We start from the raw sequence: 16277 nt of genomic DNA, 5'->3' as shown, positions 1-16277 counted from the left end.
ATGTAAAAAGGTTACAAAGAGCTTTTCCTAAATAGAATTTGAAGATAATTTACTTCAAACATATCTTTGGAGTTATTCAATGAAGATCCTAGCTATTATTGCGGCCTTTTTTATTATCTGTGGTGTCTCACTTTATTTCCTTTTCAAATCGGCAATCAATATCGATTCCGAAAGTCAGAAAGTATCTATTCTAGGTGGAATGGTTAAAGTTGATGGCAAAAATGATAAGGTTCAAATTTTTGGCGATACGATTGTTGTTGATGGAAAGAATGAGAAAGTCAAATTAGGAAATCTTGTTGATATCGATGGTGAAGCACAAATCATTAAAGTCGCTGGAGGTGCCATTCTCATCAATGGCAATGAAGGCGAAACAATGATTGAAGCGTCATGGGTTGAAAGCGTTGAAGATGACAAAGTTATACTCAAGGCCGAAAAAGTTAAAGAATACATGAAAGAGAACACGAATTCATTGCTTCTTAAACTCATCACAAGTAGCAATGATAGTTATACAATTAATGGTAAAGTAAAAGAAGTCACTGATCTCTTTGTCGTCATTGAAAGTGAAAACCAAAAAAAGATAAAAGTTGAAGTTGATATTGATTTATAAAAAAGCCCCTATTAAAGGGGCTTCTTTTTAATGCGTAATCACTTCATTGATGCCTTTAATATTTTTTATCTTCTCATATGTTTCAGGATTTTTCTCTCTTACCTCGTTTAAAATGATCACATCAGGGCTTTCATAAGAATTCAAATCAATGTGAACTTGATATTTTAAAAGCCAAGTGAATAAATTCTTATAGTGCCAAAAGAGATAGAGTTCACAGGCCACAACCAACATAGGGAGAAGCATACTAGCGAATGTAAAATTCAAAAAGACTTCGAATAAAACAATGTTAATAACAACTGGTGCAAGTACAATGAGCGTGAGAGGGACGAAAATATTCATAACGAGAAGTGAACCACAAAGTACTTCTGTTCCCTTCACTAAGAAGTACAAATATCCCGTGTCTTGCATGGCCTGAATAAAACCAGCGCCAACCGTAGTTGATTCAGCTTGTGGTAAAAAGTTGATGAAACCATCAAAACCTTTTATCGCAAGAATGGCCCCAAATAGAGTTTGAACAACCAAGGCCAATTTATTTTTATCCTTCGATTCCATAAATCCTCCTAGAGATTTCTCTTGCTATCTTCTTTATTTTAACACTGTGAGAACGAATAAAATTCGTCTAAACCATTAATATTCCTTGTTAATAGAGTGGTATTCGACACTTGAAAAATTCCTGACTAAAAAAATTAACTTTTGTCTAAAGCCTGACTATATAAGTCCGACAAGCAATACATGAGAAAAAGAATCAACATTGCCAACATTGTTCTTGGACTCTGCTTATTTGCTTCAATTTCATCATATGGGCAGGAATTGAGCTTTAATGTAGAGAAATATCAACCGACAGAATTCGACTATATGTTCGAAATTCAAAATAAGAATTTTGAAAAAGTCACTCTGGATTGTCAGAGCTTTATCAATGGCCTCGACTTTAGAAATGATAAGAACGAACAGATCGCTCTTTTCATGCTGGACATTGCAGAATGCGAAGATATCCACCATCGAATCAAATCAATTCAAAGCGAAAATAAGATGGCCTGTATTGACCTCGATTTTTCTAGACGTCTTTACGATGTGAAAGAAAGCGATGAGAGCTGTATTTAAATATTTGTTATCGTTGCGAGAATTTTATTAAGCTTATCAAGTCGAAGATCTTTCTTATGAATATCTCGAATATCATTTATTTCTTTAAAGATCTTTTCGTGGATTTCTTTTGATTGATCAATTTGAGTATGCGATTCAGAGCGAAGTTCATTGAGAACAATCGTCTTCAAAGAGTTTCTTGCGATATTTGGTCCGTCATTAAAAAAAACATCTTCATTTCCAATAAAGTTAAGATTCTTTTTCACATTAGAGGGAATGATGTCGTTATCAAAACCAACACTATCTAAAGTCACAAGAAGGTCGACATTTCTAAACCCATTGCTAATTGTATTTAACCGGTTAGCAATAGAAACGGCGGCATCGCCCCCTAGACTATGCCCTACAAGAACGACGGGCATTTGTTCTGGTCTTCTTAGAATTTCCTCAACGATCTTATCTTCTTCTTTCCAAGTGAAATGCGTTCCACCTTCAACTGCACCAGCAAGCTCATCGAGTCCACCATCATCACTAATTCCATTTAGGTGAAGCCCCGTAATAAAAAAGAAGGCCGGCTTATCGATAGAATCGAGTTTCTGGATAGCTTCAGCTGTCTCTTCAGTGCTTGCAACTGGATTCGAACTAGAAGAAGAAAGAGAAATACTGGGAACAAGATTTGAAACTAATCCAACGCCTGGGGTTGTAAGTGCTTTTACAGCAACACCTGCAGCGTCTTTTACAAGTCGCTCCCCTGCTTGAGTAATCTCTTTTCCATTTTGTTTGAGATTTTCTTTTACACTCTCTGCTTTCTCAGAGAGTCCCTTTGCTTTTTTTGAAACTTCAACTTTATCTGCCATTGTCCCAGCGACTTCCTTGGCCACGACTTTACTCGCTTGCTTTGAGGCGAGTCTTTTATTGAGGTAGTCTTGTTTGGTCGCATAATGAATGACATCAGATGAGGTTCTCATCTCTCTAGAATACCTTATTCAGTAAACACGAGTAGTCGAACGGAAAAAAGGTCCTCGAAGTAAGAAAGTAAGAGTTTTTTACTCGTAATTTTTGCGATAGGTAAGAAGTAACACAAGGAGAGAAATATGAAATTACAAACACTTACAAAAGTATTCATTCTTCTACTTTGCTCAACTTCGCTTCAGGCAAAAATTAACCAAGAATGCGTAAAAGCAGTTAGATCTGAATACCCTTATCCCAACACCGTCACAGCATCCAAGGCCTGCCGAAATGTCGACATGAATTGTGTTAAAGACGTAAGAAGTGATTACCCCTATCCTAATACAGCAACAGCAGCAAACAGCTGTCGTGGAAGAATTAACCAAGAGTGCGTAAAAGCAGTTAGGTCTGAGTACCCTTATCCAAACACAGCCGTGGCCTCAAAGTCCTGTAAGAATGTAGATATGATCTGTGTCAAAGCAGTTAGAAGTGAATATCCTTATCCAAATACAGCGACTGCAGCAAACAGCTGTCGTGGAAGAATTAACCAAGAGTGCGTAAAAGCAGTTAGGTCTGAGTACCCTTATCCAAACACAGAGAGTGCTTCAAAAATATGTCAGTATGTAGATATGAAATGCGTAAAGACAGCTAGAAGCGAATATCCGTATCCAAGTTCAGCAAAAGCAGCAGAAAGCTGTAAAACGAGATAAAAAAAGCGCGGTTTCAATCCGCGCTTTTTCATTTAATTACATTTATTGACGACAAGCTCTTCCCAGTTCGCTTTATCTTGATAATCAGAGTCTAGAAGATATTTCACTCGGTAATCAGAACCAGAAAATTTAATCTGTAAGTCATTGATTTCAAGGTGTCCACCTTGAGCATAGTCAGAGTTTACATTGCCAGCAAGCGCCTTGAAAATAGAAGCTAATTCAAAGAATTGACCTCTATAACAAACCTCTCCAGATCTCAGAGATGTCAGTAGTGACGATTGATTGAGCTCTAAAGTATAGCCGCCCTCCTGGTGCTCTCTTTTATAGAAACCAATTTCATTATCACCTACAACTAAACATGCTTCACGTTGACATTTTTTCGGTGCATCAAGCCCCTCGTCATACGAAAAAACAGTTGAAGTAAGTAATAGTGCAGCTGAAAGAAAAAATAATTTCATAGAATCTCCCTTTGCAACCTATTTACCTCAACAAACCATATTTTCGCAGTAACCTTGTAAATCTTTTGCACTTAATCAAACACTCGAATTCACTCGAGTGGCATCGTTTTCATCAATGGCATTATCATGCATTCTGTGGCAATATTCAGGGCAAGTTCTTATTAATAAAATTATCCTTAATTTCGGAGTGTTCAATGTCGAAAATTAGAGTTGGAATCAATGGTATGGGAAGAATCGGTAGAACGGTTCTAAGAGAAATCATCAACAGAAATGTTGAAGAAATTGAAGTTGTTGCGGTTAATAGCCCAGGACTTCCTGAGCAATATGTTCACCTGCTAAAATATGATTCTGTTCACGGAAAATTTGATGGTGAAATCACAATCAAAGATGGTCATATACTAAACATCAATGACAGAAAAATTACTTTCCACAAATATCGTGACCCACTAGAAATTCCTTGGGGAAATGACAAAGTTGATATCGTTATCGATGCAACAGGAATTTTTAAAGACAAAAAGGGTCTCGGAAAACACCTAAGAGATTCAGTTAAAAAAGTTATCATGTGTGCTCCAGGAAATGACCTTGACGGTACATTCGTTATGGGAATCAACCACGAAGAGTACAGCAATGAAAAACACCACATCGTTTCAAATGCATCATGTACAACAAACTGTCTTGCTCCAGTAGCAAAAGTTTTAAATGACGTTTTTGGAATTGAGTCTGGTTATATGACAACAGTTCACTCTTATACTGGTGATCAAAGAATCCTTGATTCTTCTCACAAAGATATGAGAAGAGCGAGAGCAGCTGCTGTTTCTATGATCCCTACGACAACTGGTGCAGCAAAGGCCGTTGGTCTTGTTATTCCAGAACTCCAAGGAAAACTTGATGGTTTCGCAGTAAGAGTTCCAACACCAAACGTTTCACTTGTTGACCTTAACGTTATCGTAAAGAAGCAAGTAACAATTGAAGAAGTTAATGCTGCTCTTAAAGAAGCATCAGAAACTTCACTTGAAGGTGTTCTTGCTTATGTTGATGAGCCACTTGTATCTTGTGACTTCATGGGAATGAGAGAGTCATCGGCTCTTGATGCTGACCTTACAAATGTTATGAACGGAAACAACGTTAAAGTTGTTGCATGGTATGACAATGAAGCAGGTTTCTCTAACAGAGTTATTGACCTAGCTATTCATATTGCAAAGGCTCTCTAAGATGGCCCTCAAATTTGTAGATGAACTTGATTTACAAGATAAGAATGTAGTGGCGCGTTTTGACTTCAACGTGCCACTCGATAAATCTGATAAATCAAAGATCACTGATACAACGAGAATTGATAACGCTCTTGAGACAATTCAATACATTCTTGAAAGTGGAGCAAAGAAACTTGTCCTCATAAGTCACCTTGGTCGCCCGAAAGGAAAACCAAATGAAGAAATGACACTTGAGCCAGTTGCGACTTACCTAGCTCAAAAGCTCGGTGAAGATGTTGTCCTGACTGAGTCTTGTACAGATGCGGGAATTAAAACTCTTTTGAGTCTTAACGAGACAAAGATTATTCTTTTACAAAACGTTCGCTTTCACAAAGAAGAAACTGAGAACGATCATGAATTCGCTAAGGCACTTGCTGCTTACGGTGATGTTTATGTAAACGATGCTTTTGGAACTGCCCATAGAAAGCATGCTTCAACTTATCAAATCAATGCATTTTTTAAGAATAGAGCTGCCGGTGGATTTCTTTTAAAGAAAGAAATCGAAGCTCTTTCAAAAGTCGTTAACTCTCCAGCACAACCATTTGTGGCCATTGTTGGAGGAGCGAAAGTTTCTGATAAAATCAAAATCATCGACAGCCTTTTAACAAGTGTTCAATCTCTTTTAATTGGTGGAGCGATGGCCTATCCATTCTTAAAAGCGAAAGGCTATGATGTTGGAACTTCACTTTGTTCTGATGAAGATGTCATTCTTGCAAAGAAAATTCTCAATAGCTCAAACGGAAGAAAATTAATTCTTCCAATTGATCACCTTTGTGCAGAATCACTTGATGGTGAAGCTGTTGAAGTTGAAAAGGAAAATATTCCTGAAAATCTTATGGGACTTGATATTGGACCTAAGACAATTCAACTTTATAAAGAAACTCTCCACGGAGCAAAAACAATTCTTTGGAATGGACCAATGGGACTATTTGAGAACGAGAGTTTCTCAAAGGGAACATTCGCTATTGCTGAGATTTTAGCTGAATCCAAGGCCTTCACTGTTATTGGTGGTGGAGATTCAGTAAGTGCTGTTAAAAAGTCGGGACTATCAGAGAAGATGTCTCACGTTTCAACTGGTGGTGGAGCTTCTCTCGAGTACATCGAGCAAGGAACTCTCCCTGGGATTCAGGCCCTGAAATTTGGAATTGATCTCTAATTATTAAGGAAGAATATTATGAGTAGAATTAAGTATGTATATGGAAACTGGAAAATGAATCAAGGTCTCAAAGAAATTGAAACTTTCTTTGAAGAACTAAGTGAAAATCAAAAAGACTGGAAATGTGTTTTTGGAATTGCGCCTCAATTTCTTCACCTTTCAAAAGTACTTAACTCTACTCAAAATATGAATGTTAAAGTTGGTGCTCAAAATTGTTCTCATAAAGAGTCTGGGGCCTTTACTGGAGATATTTCTCCTGTATCACTCAAAGAACTAGGTTGTGATTTCGTTATTATTGGACACTCAGAAAGAAGAGCTTTCTTTAAAGAGTCCCATGAAGTGATCAATGAAAAAACAAAACTTGCTCTTAGTCTTGGACTTGAAGTTGTCTTCTGTATTGGAGAAACACTTGAACAAAGAGAAGCGGGTAAAGTTGAAGATGTTTTAAAAGAGCAAATTACAAAAGGTCTTGAAGGACTTACAGCAAAAGACTTAGAAAATGTTGTCATCGCTTATGAACCGGTATGGGCAATTGGTACAGGAGTAACAGCAACTCCAGAGCAAGCAGAAGAAACTCATGCTATGATTCGCTCATTTCTTGACAGTGATACAGCATTTAACGCTTCGACAACATCGATTCTCTATGGAGGATCAGTTAAGCCATCAAATGTCGAAGGCCTTCTTTCAAATGAAAATATTGATGGAGCTCTCGTCGGAGGGGCAAGCCTCAAGGCGCAAGACTTCAACGCTTTATGCGAAGAAGCCTCTAAGCTATCTTAAAAAATCCCAGAGGGAACCTAATCAAGGTTCCCCAACAATTCCAATGTGAACAATTCGATCGCCCGCCTCACAGCAAGGACTTACATTTTTCCCAATAACAACACCGTCATGAGTCGATCTAATCTCTTCTTTTAACTCACCAAAGACATTATAAACCTTGGCCAGAAGATCTCCCTTCTTAATCATATCGGTTAAGTTAGGAAGCACATCTACAACACCACCTGTATATGAAAAAATCCAAAATGAACGATCACAAATAACTGCATCATCAGTTAAGTCACGAACTTTTCCAGGATACATCTTTAAAGATCTCATTGTGTTGAAGATCCCCTCTAAAGTGTCATCAATTAAATTGTGCTGAAATGTATTTGGATTTCCAATCTCAACTGTAATACTTGGAATGCCTTGCGAGTTCGCCCAAGACCTCAAGGTACCTTCTTCATCATATTTTTGGACAATGATATGAGGATTTTGAAGCATTGCCATTTGGCGTGTTTTTTCATTGTCTAGATCTGCACGAATATAGAGACTATTCACCTTTCCAAAACTAGCAGTGTGTAGATCAAGATGGTAATCAAAATGCTTTACAATTTTAGACGTGAAAAAGTGAGAGTAAATCTCGGCCGGTTTCCCCTTCTCTTTACCAGGCATAACCCTATTTAGGTCTTGCCCATCAGAGAAATATCGCGTCTTATTCAAGTATCCAGGAATATTTGAAACGGGAACGGCAACAATCTGACCGCTTAATTTCTTTAGATTAACTTCTTCAAAAAGCTTGAAAATGGTTGAAAGACCATTGAGCTCATTTCCGTGAACCGCTGCAGTAATCCCGAGCGTTGGTCCAGGCTTCTCCCCTCTGGCCACAATGATTGGAACCTTCCAAGGTGTCCCCAGTGCAGAATTAGAAATGTGAATATGAAGCTTATGTATCTCCCCTCTTTTTAGGGATGAAAACTTTAGCTCTTCTCGTGTTTTTATGTTTAAAATCTTTGTCATTCCAGCATTATACGCCTGAATGCTCATGTGAATCACACCACGGCGCACAAAACAAAAGAGAAAACTTTGTGCTCGCTTGTCAAAGGCTACATTTTTTTGCTAACTTAGAGCATTAATTAATAACTCAACTTAGATTAGGAAGTTATAAATGGTTACTTCGTTGATGATTTTTCACGCGTTTATTTCAGTTATTTTAATTGTTACTGTTCTTATGCAATTTGGTAAAGGTGCAGAGGCAGGTCTTCTTTCTGGTGGTGCAAGTGATGCTGTTTTCAGTGGTTCACAGAAAGGAAATATCATGACTAAGATCACAACTGTTCTTGTCATTATTTTCATTGGAAATTGTATCCTACTAACGAAACTACAAACTGGTAAAGAGCAAAAGTCTCTTCTTGATGATGAAGCTCCAGTTGCGAGACCACTTAACTCAGATGCGATGAATACAAACAACGCAGCTCCTGAAGCGAAAGCAACAGAGACAAAAGAAGCGGCTCCAGCAGAAACAAAAACAGAGACAAAATAATTCAAATAAAAAATCCTCCGAAAGGAGGATTTTTTTTATCTTATTTTAAGCAGCATCTTTCTTGTCTACTTTCACTTCCCCAAATTCATTCTTATCTTTCTTAAATAAATCGTGATTCATTTTCTTTGCCTGAACTTTTTCAAGCGGCAAGACTTTATGAGGCATGCATGGATCAAAACTATCAGGAAGCTCATGATTAGACTTTCCTTTATAGACAACATTTGTCACTTTCGTTTTAAAAGCTTCAAAGAGATTTGGATCTATTTTTCTACCACTCGATCTTTCCATTACAGCAAGAGCATCTTCCATAGAGAGCGCCTCATGGTAAGAGCGCTTCGTTGTTATGGCATCAAAGAAATCTGCGATGGCACAAATACGAGCAAGAATATGAATCTGCTCACCCTCTAAACGATTTGGATAACCTGTACCATTATAATTTTCGTGATGCTCAAACACCACTCTTCTAATAACATTAAAGTCTATTCCATCAACATTTACATCACCCTTTTCAATCATGTCTTTACCAAATCCAGGGTGTCTTTTGATGATGGCAAACTCTTCGTCTGTAAGTCCATCTGCACTGTTAAGAATTGTCGTCGAGATTTGAACCTTTCCAAGGTCATGTAAAAGTCCACCAAGACCTGCTAAAACCATTTCTTCTCTCGTCACTTTAGGTTTAAGTGCCTTTAAAAGAGAAATACAATACATCGAAACGTTGATTGAATGATCGTAAGTATAGAAGTCGTGAAAACTAAGATCGGCAATGAGGTTTCGAACCTCTCCAACACCATAATCTTGAATAACATCAACCATCCCTTCAACAGAGTCTCTGCAACCTTCAACAACTTCATTTAAAATTTCAGTTGTAAAGGCCTTAGAAGGATCAAATAATTTATTCAAATAGCCAATCGCCGAATCTTTAATGACTTCAGTCTTCTTGGTATCAGGTACATTATGTAGTTTTGCTAGACTTCTAAGATATAAGTCTCTTTGTTCCTCAAGGACATAGAGTTGATGAAATTTACCTTTAAACTTTGTAAGATCATCATTTGAGACAGGGTTACCAGATGAGTGTACTTTGACAAATCTTTCTCTATTTTCAAGAGCAGATGAATTAATAAAGAGATCGTAAGGAAGATCGTCATTTAATAGAATTAAATCAAATGATACTGAAAAAAAGCTGTGTTTATCTGTCTTAGTCTGTTCATTCATGAAACGGCCCATATCCCTATTATTCACTATCCTACTCTCAATCTTATCGGAAACTGTGAGTTGATTCCTAAATTTTTTTAAGTTATATAAGCCATCGAAATCATGTCTAAATAAAGATTTGAATATGCCAATTTTTATACCTATCACTGGCCTAAGTTGCCTCTTTACAGTTCTTCTCGAAAATATCTTACTCCTGATTTAAAATTTATTTTATGAATTATCCTAAATTTCTAGACAACAAAAAGTACTCTCAATTACACGATGAAATCTCAGAGCTAGAGCAACTAAGTGCTCTTTCAGAGAACTTAAAACGTATTCATATTATTACGACTAAGAGCTACTCTTCTTTCGATGATTTGATTTTCGAATATTTAAGTGTTGGACTAGAAGTCTTTGGAATGAGAATTGGAATCGTCTCACGTATTGAAGATGAGGACTATATCGTTTGTAATGCAATTTCTCCTGATAACTCTTTGAGTAAAGGCGACATTTTTCCACTTGAAGGAACTTACTGTCGAGAAGTTTATCATTCTCAAGAAGTAATAGGTTTACCTCACGTTGGATCTTTAGAATCAATGAAAGACCATCCCGTTTATCAGAATATGAAATTAGAATCATACTTATCTGCTCCAATATACGTTGGAGGCAAACTCTATGGAACTCTTAATTTCTCATCAACAGATATTCGAGATTTTGGATTTTCTGAAAATGAGAGAGACCTTATTTCACTTATGGCCAACTCAATAGGTAACTTTCTTTTTCTCAATGATAAAGAACAAGAAATCCTTAAGTCCAATGATCGATTGAAAAAGCTTGTTGGTTACGTTGCCCATGATCTAAGAACTCCACTTGGAAATATCAGGAGTTTAGCTGATTTTATTGAAGTAGATTCTGACAGTGAAGAGTTTTTGGAACTCATTAAAAAATCTGCTGATGATTCACTTGAGATGATTTATACAATTTTGGATATGGCAGCGATGGGAACGGGAAAAATCGAACTCAATAAAGAGCTCAATCGTCTAGATAATGTCCTAGAGCATTCCCTATCTCAATTTAATCGCCATCTAGAAAAGAAGAATCTTAAAATTAAAAAAATTTTTGAGGATATTCCAGAAGTCGAAATTGATTACTATAGAATGGAGCAAGTTTTCTCTAATCTTATTTCTAATGCCACCAAATATTCTATGCCAGATACGACGATAGAGCTTTCTCTTAAAAAACAAGATGATCAGAGTCTACGCTTCACCATTAGAAATGTTAAATGTGATGATAATGATGCCAATGATTCTCAAATTGATAAATCAATAGGCTTTGGTCTTGAAATCGTACGAGAGATTTTAAAGCTCCATAAGGCGAAACTTTGGAAAGAAGAAAAAGATGGTCTCTATTCGAGTGGTTTTATCTTTGAAATACCTTCTTCATAGTAAAGCGACGAACTTTTTTATATTCTAAACTCTCTCTTTCATAGAGAGTTGCTGTGTAATGATTGCCTGTCTTTTTCTTTTTTAAAGAAATAAAAGAATGGTCTGAGACTTTTATGTAATGCTCCGATTTGTCTTTGACAGCTTTCAAGGGATCATCCCCAACAAGACTTGAGATGACTTCTTTACCTATTTGATACTGAATTTCATAAGTTTTATCTTTTTTCTGTGGTTCAATTTTTGTGATGAACTCAATTCGATGCCTCTTTTTTTCATAGCGAAAAGACCCACGGTAAAGATCAATGATGTTTTCCTTTGCAATCTTTCTTCTCTCACTGGCATCTAATGTTTCAGGAACATCGTCTCTCCAACTATCATCGACAAAGCCCTCATCACTCTCCTGTACTTCTTTTTGTAATTCTAAAGAAGCTCTCTTTTTTACTTTCTCTTCTAATTCTCTAACTTTCTTTTTTAAAGCAATATTCTCATCTGTATTGCTCTTATTCTCCATAGGCGGAGCTTCAACATTTGAAAGGTTGTCCCAAATATTTGAGTCGAGTTTTAATGAAAGATTCGCTAAAAGAACAAGCATCACCTTTCCATAAATCTCATTGGCCTTTTCAAATTTCTCTCTTTGATCCTTTAACTCCTGAAGCTCCCTTAGGTCAGTCTTCTCTATTTGGGTTAGCTTTCTCTCTAAATCTTCAACAGTATTACGAAATTGCTCTTCCTGAGGATCTTTCAAATTTCCCAGCATGTAACCTAGAATTGAAAATGTTAGAGAAGTAATAAGCAAGAGAGTGAAAGTTGTTTTTTTCATAAACTAATTCCAAAAAAAAAGGAGGGCCAAAGCTCTCCTTTTGTAGACTTTTAAATCGTGAGCTTATGAAATTCTAGAATGGAATATCGTCAGCAGTAAAGCTTGAATCAGTTGAGATATCGTAATCTTGATTCATTGCTGTATCTTGCATTGCTCTTGGCTGCTCTTGGTTCATAGAGTTATCTCTTTGGTAAGAACCTTGTTGAGACTGTCCAGCATTTGCTGTTCCACCTAGAAATTGAATATTTCTAGCGTTAATTTCTGTTGTATATCTTTTGTTTCCGTCTTTATCGTCCCATGAACGAGTTTGAAGTTGCCCTTCAACGAAACACTGTCTACCTTTTGCAAGGTATTGGTTACATAGCTCAGCTAGTTTTCCCCAAACAACAACTCTGTGCCATTCAGTTCTTTCTTGTTTTTGACCTGACTTGTCTGCCCATGACTCGCTTGTAGCAAGAGTAAAGTTACATACTGCTGCTCCAGATGGTGTGTACTTAAGTTCAGGATCTTGCCCTAGACGACCAATAAGGATTACTTTGTTGATACTCATATGAGTCCTCACTTGAAAATGGTTACGGGAACAAAACTTGAGAATCCCATAACGACTGTTGTTAATTGGATAATTTATGACATGAAGATCATCGATTTAAAAGTCTAATTTAAAGGGTGCAAGAAGATAATAAAAAAGGGTGCTCTTAAGCACCCGATATTATTATTTAAGAAATTTCACAAGCTCAATTAAGCTTCTTGAGGGGCATTCTCATTATTGTTACCTGGTGCAACATTTTTCGAATCCCAAAAAACTTTAACCTTATCGCGTGCAACCTTAACATCTTTTTTATACCAAGTTGCATCGAATCCACAGTGCGGACAAGGTATCTCTTTTTTAAAGACAACTCTTAGCGCCGCTTCAAAAATCCCCCACACAATAAAGAAAACAAAAAAAGATTTCACGCCCATTAAAGGCCACAAACAAACCATTAGAAATATGCTTGTCAGTGCGCATTGTGCGTAGTTTTTTAAGCTTAACCTAGGAGTTGAAGTAAAGGCCCTTTGTGTTCCACATAGGGGACAAAAAAACTCCATGCTCGGGTTTTTATACTTAAATGTCCTCTTTTCTAGGGGATTGTGCTTCATTTTTACTCGACCTCCATCAGTCCTTAAACTCTATTATAACAGGCCGCTAGCCCCTCTTTAAGCAGGTAAAAAAGTGCTCCGAGGGTCTATTTCACCCCTCGGAGAGGGAGCACTCGAGCGAGTGCGATTAAAAAGATGTGATAGTCTTTGAGGGGACCTCCGGCTCTGCCAACGTGCTACTTTCCATGGTCGCCGAATAAACCTTCCATGGCCTATGTCCTATTGTTCAAGAAACATACCAAATAGACGCACAGCACATCCCTTTCATTACAAAGATTTAAAGCTTCTCGTTGACGCTCCAAATTGGCTCCAGTAGCATTAAGACACTAAAGTTTTAAGGATGAAACATGGCCAAAAGCCCGACCAAAAAAGACAATAAAGCTCGAAATAGTGAGCGCGGACAACTGAGTATTTTTCTCGGAATTGTTCTTGTTGTTCTGATTACGATGATGGCCTTTGTCATCAATGTTGGACTTTTTGTAAAGGCCAAGATTAATTTGCAAAATGCTGTTGATGCCGCTGCATGGTCAGGAGCCGCCACTCAAGCCCGCCAACTTTCAAATATTGGTTATCTGAACTGGGAAATGAGAAACACTTATAAAGAGTGGATGTTTAAGTACTATGTGATCGGCCAAAGAGGAAATACTAAAACTCACCTCAGCAATATCTCAGCTTCAAATATGAACTACCGCCTAGGAACTTTAACCGGTTCTTCAGCTTCTAGTTATGATCCCTTTAATATCCCTAGCATTTGTCTGCACTTTGGTAGTTCTCACAATATTTGCGGTATCTATAAGATTCCAGGTCTTCCACGATTTGCTTCAAGTGGTCTTCCTCAAGTCAGCGAGTATTTTGAATCGGCCCTCAACACGTTCGTAAGACTTAAGGCCAACGCCTGTTCAACTCGATCAGATATGAATTTTGCCGCCGCAATGACTTGGGCCTATGGAACGAAAAGGCAAATTTTCAATGATGCACCAATGTTAGCAACTCATCGAGTTGGAGCATGGCCTCAGTCTATTGAGCTAGGAATGCGAATTAGAAATCTTGAAAATATTGTTAACAGACCACCAGTTCCCGCTCCAATTTGTCTTGGAGGAAGTGCTGGAAGCTGTACAAATGTTCAAGACCTACAGTCTGAATTCACTAGCGATATTCCTATGAATGAAAGACCTATAAAGGCCTTTATGTCGGCCTATCGAAATCTTTCAGGTGGAGCCTTTAAGTCAGATAGTATTGATCCTACTTCACAAGATGAGTTTGCTAGTTCATTTAAATTAACTGAACTAAGCCCTACTCCTGTCGACATAAATCCAACATCTCTAAGTGGTGTTCTCATGCCGACCTCTGGAGCCATTACGAAACACTATCTAGACCTTATGGCCTTTCCAATCAATCTCGTTACTTTCTTCCATGCTTTTATCGCGGCAGATAATGATAACGAAACGATCCCTGATATTAGTGCACCTTTTCAAGCGACTTGTGGTGTTACAAAGACGGCCCTTCCAGTTCCTGCTTACCTCTTCGGTTTTGTTAAAAACCCTGAAGTAATGACTTATTACTCTGTAAAGGGAGAAGCTAATTTCATTGGAATGTTCTTTCCATTTACTGATCGAAATGGAATTAATCTCAAGGCCTACGCTTCAGCAAAGCCATTTGGTGGAAGAATTGGACCAATGCTCTTTGCTCCAGGAAGTGGAGGGACAACTGTTACCCCTAGACAACCAACATCATTTGCAAGATCTAATAACTATCTATCGGCCCTTAGAACCACAGGACTTAGCTATGCCGCTGGTATGCCGATTCCACTTGGAAGTACGGCCGCTACGCCATTTTGGGTTGACGATGACACAGATCCAATTGGGGGCTCACCTCTGGCAGGAGCAGGAAATACTCTCTTTGCCATTCCAAATCTACTCTATGATCTGACATCTGCCTCTGGTGCACCGTCAATGACTAATCCAATTGAAATCTTAAATAGAGCAGCAAACTCTTTACAGGCTAATAACGCTAGTGAAAGGCAAGGTCTCTACGATAGTAATCAATTTAAGGCGCTCTTGGCTAATCTCCCAACGACGGCATCGGGAAGCCTCATTCTTACAGCTGAAATGATTGATGAGGCCCTTGAAAATGTAAGAGCACCTACTCGTTATGAAGCTGCTAATTATATGGTTCCTCACCAAGATGACATGCCATCCAATGCCGAAGCAATGGATTCCCTACCAGCTGTCGACTCGGTTGGAGCAACCACTGCTGGAAACTTTAATTATCGACTCTACGGCCCTCTTTATGGTCAGGATACTCTCTACCCAGAGGTTTCCTATATTACGCAAGCACTCAATGATTACATCCTCAATAATTCGACGGCCATTGAGACTTTTCTTGATTCACTTTCACAAGTAGCAGATAGCATTAGGTCCCAAGGCTCAAGTGCCGGTCCCGGAGGCCCTGATCGCTATGATGATGCAGCAGGAACAATTCACTCAGGCAATTTAGACAATGAACTGAATAGCTGTGCTGCAACAGATCCAAAAATTAGTATCGCTGCAAAATTTAAGCATTTCTTTCTCGGTGTCGGTTCAAAATGTGACATTATCGCTCTTAGAGACTCCATTGCCACGTGGGTTAACGACGAAGCAGCAGCCAATCCAGATTGGGCAAATTTCTTCGTTTCAAGCTACAAGAAACCTTCTGGACTAAGTGCAGGAGAGCTTGCCACAGGTTATAATCCCGGTCCAAGGCAAGGAAACGATGCCCCAATCACAGGAATGATGGAGTCGGCCTTAACCGGAGGTAGTCTTACAGTGGGACCAAGAAGAAACTTCTATTCCACGAAATTCATAGGTACGGGAATGGTCGATGGCTCTAAGTTCTCTCTTAGAAACCAGAATATGTACGTTGAAGGGATGGGTTCTGGTTTCTCTAACCTTCCAGCAATTCCTGAATATTCTTCTTCTAATCTGCAAAATATGCTAGAACCTGGCCAATTGAGCGAGTTTGGTGAATTAAGTTTCTAAAAGTTCTACAAAAAATCTTGAAAATTATTAAACTTAAACGCTATACTTGCCGTAGATTGGGATGGATTCAAAAAAATAATCAAAAAAACATAATTCATAACAAGGATTAAGATCGTGGCAAAAAAGAAAGTAGCTAAAAAAGCGGCAAAGAAAGCGACTAAAAAA

At 38.0% G+C, this 16277-nt stretch carries 17 protein-coding genes; 9 read left to right on the top strand and 8 right to left on the bottom strand.

All coding sequences use genetic code 11. The features are described from left to right. Nucleotides 1-79 precede the first annotated feature (79 nt). Nucleotides 80-607: a hypothetical protein gene (locus HBN50_RS00085; protein ID WP_273866946.1), complete on the top strand. Its 528-nt coding sequence runs from the start codon at nucleotides 80-82 to the stop codon at nucleotides 605-607. Nucleotides 608-634: 27 nt separating this feature from the next. Here HBN50_RS00085 and HBN50_RS00080 read toward each other — a convergent pair whose 3' ends face one another. Next, nucleotides 635-1159, bottom strand: coding sequence for a hypothetical protein (locus HBN50_RS00080; RefSeq protein WP_273866945.1), 525 nt, complete (start codon nucleotides 1157-1159; stop codon nucleotides 635-637). Between the two features lie 180 nt (nucleotides 1160-1339). Between HBN50_RS00080 and HBN50_RS00075 the strand changes: the two genes are divergently transcribed. Beyond that, complete coding sequence (locus tag HBN50_RS00075; RefSeq protein ID WP_273866944.1) at nucleotides 1340-1708, top strand: hypothetical protein; 369 nt, start codon at nucleotides 1340-1342, stop codon at nucleotides 1706-1708. Here HBN50_RS00075 and HBN50_RS00070 read toward each other — a convergent pair. After that, nucleotides 1705-2652: a hypothetical protein gene (locus HBN50_RS00070; protein ID WP_273866942.1), complete on the bottom strand. Its 948-nt coding sequence runs from the start codon at nucleotides 2650-2652 to the stop codon at nucleotides 1705-1707. The genes HBN50_RS00075 and HBN50_RS00070 overlap by 4 nt on opposite strands. A 126-nt stretch (nucleotides 2653-2778) precedes the next feature. On the opposite strand from HBN50_RS00070, the gene HBN50_RS00065 reads away from it, so the two are divergent. Next, nucleotides 2779-3342, top strand: a complete 564-nt coding sequence (locus HBN50_RS00065) for a hypothetical protein (RefSeq protein ID WP_273866941.1) — start codon at nucleotides 2779-2781, stop codon at nucleotides 3340-3342. A gap of 32 nt (nucleotides 3343-3374) precedes the next feature. On the opposite strand, the gene HBN50_RS00060 is transcribed toward HBN50_RS00065, so the two are convergent. Beyond that, the gene (locus HBN50_RS00060) at nucleotides 3375-3800 is read right to left on the bottom strand and encodes a hypothetical protein (RefSeq protein ID WP_273866940.1); all 426 of its coding nucleotides are present in this window, start codon (nucleotides 3798-3800) and stop codon (nucleotides 3375-3377) included. Between the two features lie 194 nt (nucleotides 3801-3994). On the opposite strand from HBN50_RS00060, the gene gap reads away from it, so the two are divergent. The 3 genes from gap to tpiA are packed head-to-tail and all read left to right on the top strand — an operon-like array spanning nucleotide 3995 to nucleotide 6986. Next, entirely contained in the window at nucleotides 3995-5011 is a 1017-nt protein-coding gene (gap, locus tag HBN50_RS00055; RefSeq protein ID WP_273866938.1) for a type I glyceraldehyde-3-phosphate dehydrogenase, read from the top strand. A gap of 1 nt (nucleotide 5012) precedes the next feature. After that, nucleotides 5013-6206 carry a phosphoglycerate kinase gene (locus HBN50_RS00050; RefSeq protein ID WP_273866937.1) on the top strand — a complete coding sequence of 398 codons (1194 nt, stop codon included), beginning with the start codon at nucleotides 5013-5015 and terminating at the stop codon, nucleotides 6204-6206. 18 nt (nucleotides 6207-6224) lie between these two features. Further along, nucleotides 6225-6986, top strand: a complete 762-nt coding sequence (tpiA, locus tag HBN50_RS00045; RefSeq protein ID WP_273866936.1) for a triose-phosphate isomerase — start codon at nucleotides 6225-6227, stop codon at nucleotides 6984-6986. A 21-nt stretch (nucleotides 6987-7007) separates the two neighbouring features. On the opposite strand, the gene HBN50_RS00040 is transcribed toward tpiA, so the two are convergent. Then, nucleotides 7008-7982, bottom strand: a complete 975-nt coding sequence (locus tag HBN50_RS00040; protein ID WP_273866935.1) for a succinylglutamate desuccinylase/aspartoacylase family protein — start codon at nucleotides 7980-7982, stop codon at nucleotides 7008-7010. A gap of 148 nt (nucleotides 7983-8130) precedes the next feature. On the opposite strand from HBN50_RS00040, the gene secG reads away from it, so the two are divergent. Beyond that, on the top strand, nucleotides 8131-8505 hold the full coding sequence (gene secG, locus HBN50_RS00035; RefSeq protein ID WP_273866933.1) for a preprotein translocase subunit SecG: 375 nt from the start codon (nucleotides 8131-8133) through the stop codon (nucleotides 8503-8505). 45 nt (nucleotides 8506-8550) lie between these two features. Here secG and HBN50_RS00030 read toward each other — a convergent pair whose 3' ends face one another. Continuing rightward, nucleotides 8551-9717, bottom strand: a complete 1167-nt coding sequence (locus tag HBN50_RS00030) for an HD-GYP domain-containing protein (RefSeq protein ID WP_273866932.1) — start codon at nucleotides 9715-9717, stop codon at nucleotides 8551-8553. A gap of 212 nt (nucleotides 9718-9929) precedes the next feature. Here HBN50_RS00030 and HBN50_RS00025 point away from each other — a divergent pair, with 212 nt between their 5' ends. After that, complete coding sequence (locus HBN50_RS00025; protein WP_273866931.1) at nucleotides 9930-11141, top strand: GAF domain-containing sensor histidine kinase; 1212 nt, start codon at nucleotides 9930-9932, stop codon at nucleotides 11139-11141. On the opposite strand, the gene HBN50_RS00020 is transcribed toward HBN50_RS00025, so the two are convergent. The 3 genes from HBN50_RS00020 to HBN50_RS00010 form a co-directional block, all read right to left on the bottom strand. Continuing rightward, nucleotides 11116-11958 (bottom strand): hypothetical protein, encoded by an 843-nt coding sequence (locus tag HBN50_RS00020; protein WP_273866930.1) that lies wholly within the window; start codon nucleotides 11956-11958, stop codon nucleotides 11116-11118. The two genes, HBN50_RS00025 and HBN50_RS00020, sit on opposite strands and share 26 nt — an antisense overlap. A gap of 73 nt (nucleotides 11959-12031) precedes the next feature. Next, complete coding sequence (locus HBN50_RS00015; protein ID WP_273866929.1) at nucleotides 12032-12508, bottom strand: single-stranded DNA-binding protein; 477 nt, start codon at nucleotides 12506-12508, stop codon at nucleotides 12032-12034. Nucleotides 12509-12696: 188 nt separating this feature from the next. Next, a complete protein-coding gene (locus HBN50_RS00010) occupies nucleotides 12697-12912 on the bottom strand; it encodes a hypothetical protein (RefSeq protein WP_273866927.1) in 216 nt (71 codons plus the stop codon). Between the two features lie 530 nt (nucleotides 12913-13442). On the opposite strand from HBN50_RS00010, the gene HBN50_RS00005 reads away from it, so the two are divergent. Further along, the gene (locus HBN50_RS00005) at nucleotides 13443-16112 is read left to right on the top strand and encodes a Tad domain-containing protein (RefSeq protein ID WP_273866926.1); all 2670 of its coding nucleotides are present in this window, start codon (nucleotides 13443-13445) and stop codon (nucleotides 16110-16112) included. The last annotated feature ends 165 nt before the right edge of the window (nucleotides 16113-16277 follow it).

The organism is Halobacteriovorax sp. GB3 (genome assembly GCF_028649655.1).
Taxonomy (GTDB): domain Bacteria; phylum Bdellovibrionota; class Bacteriovoracia; order Bacteriovoracales; family Bacteriovoracaceae; genus BSW11-IV.
Note: the sequence above shows the minus strand (reverse complement) of the source record. Positions and strands in the feature narration are given on the sequence as shown.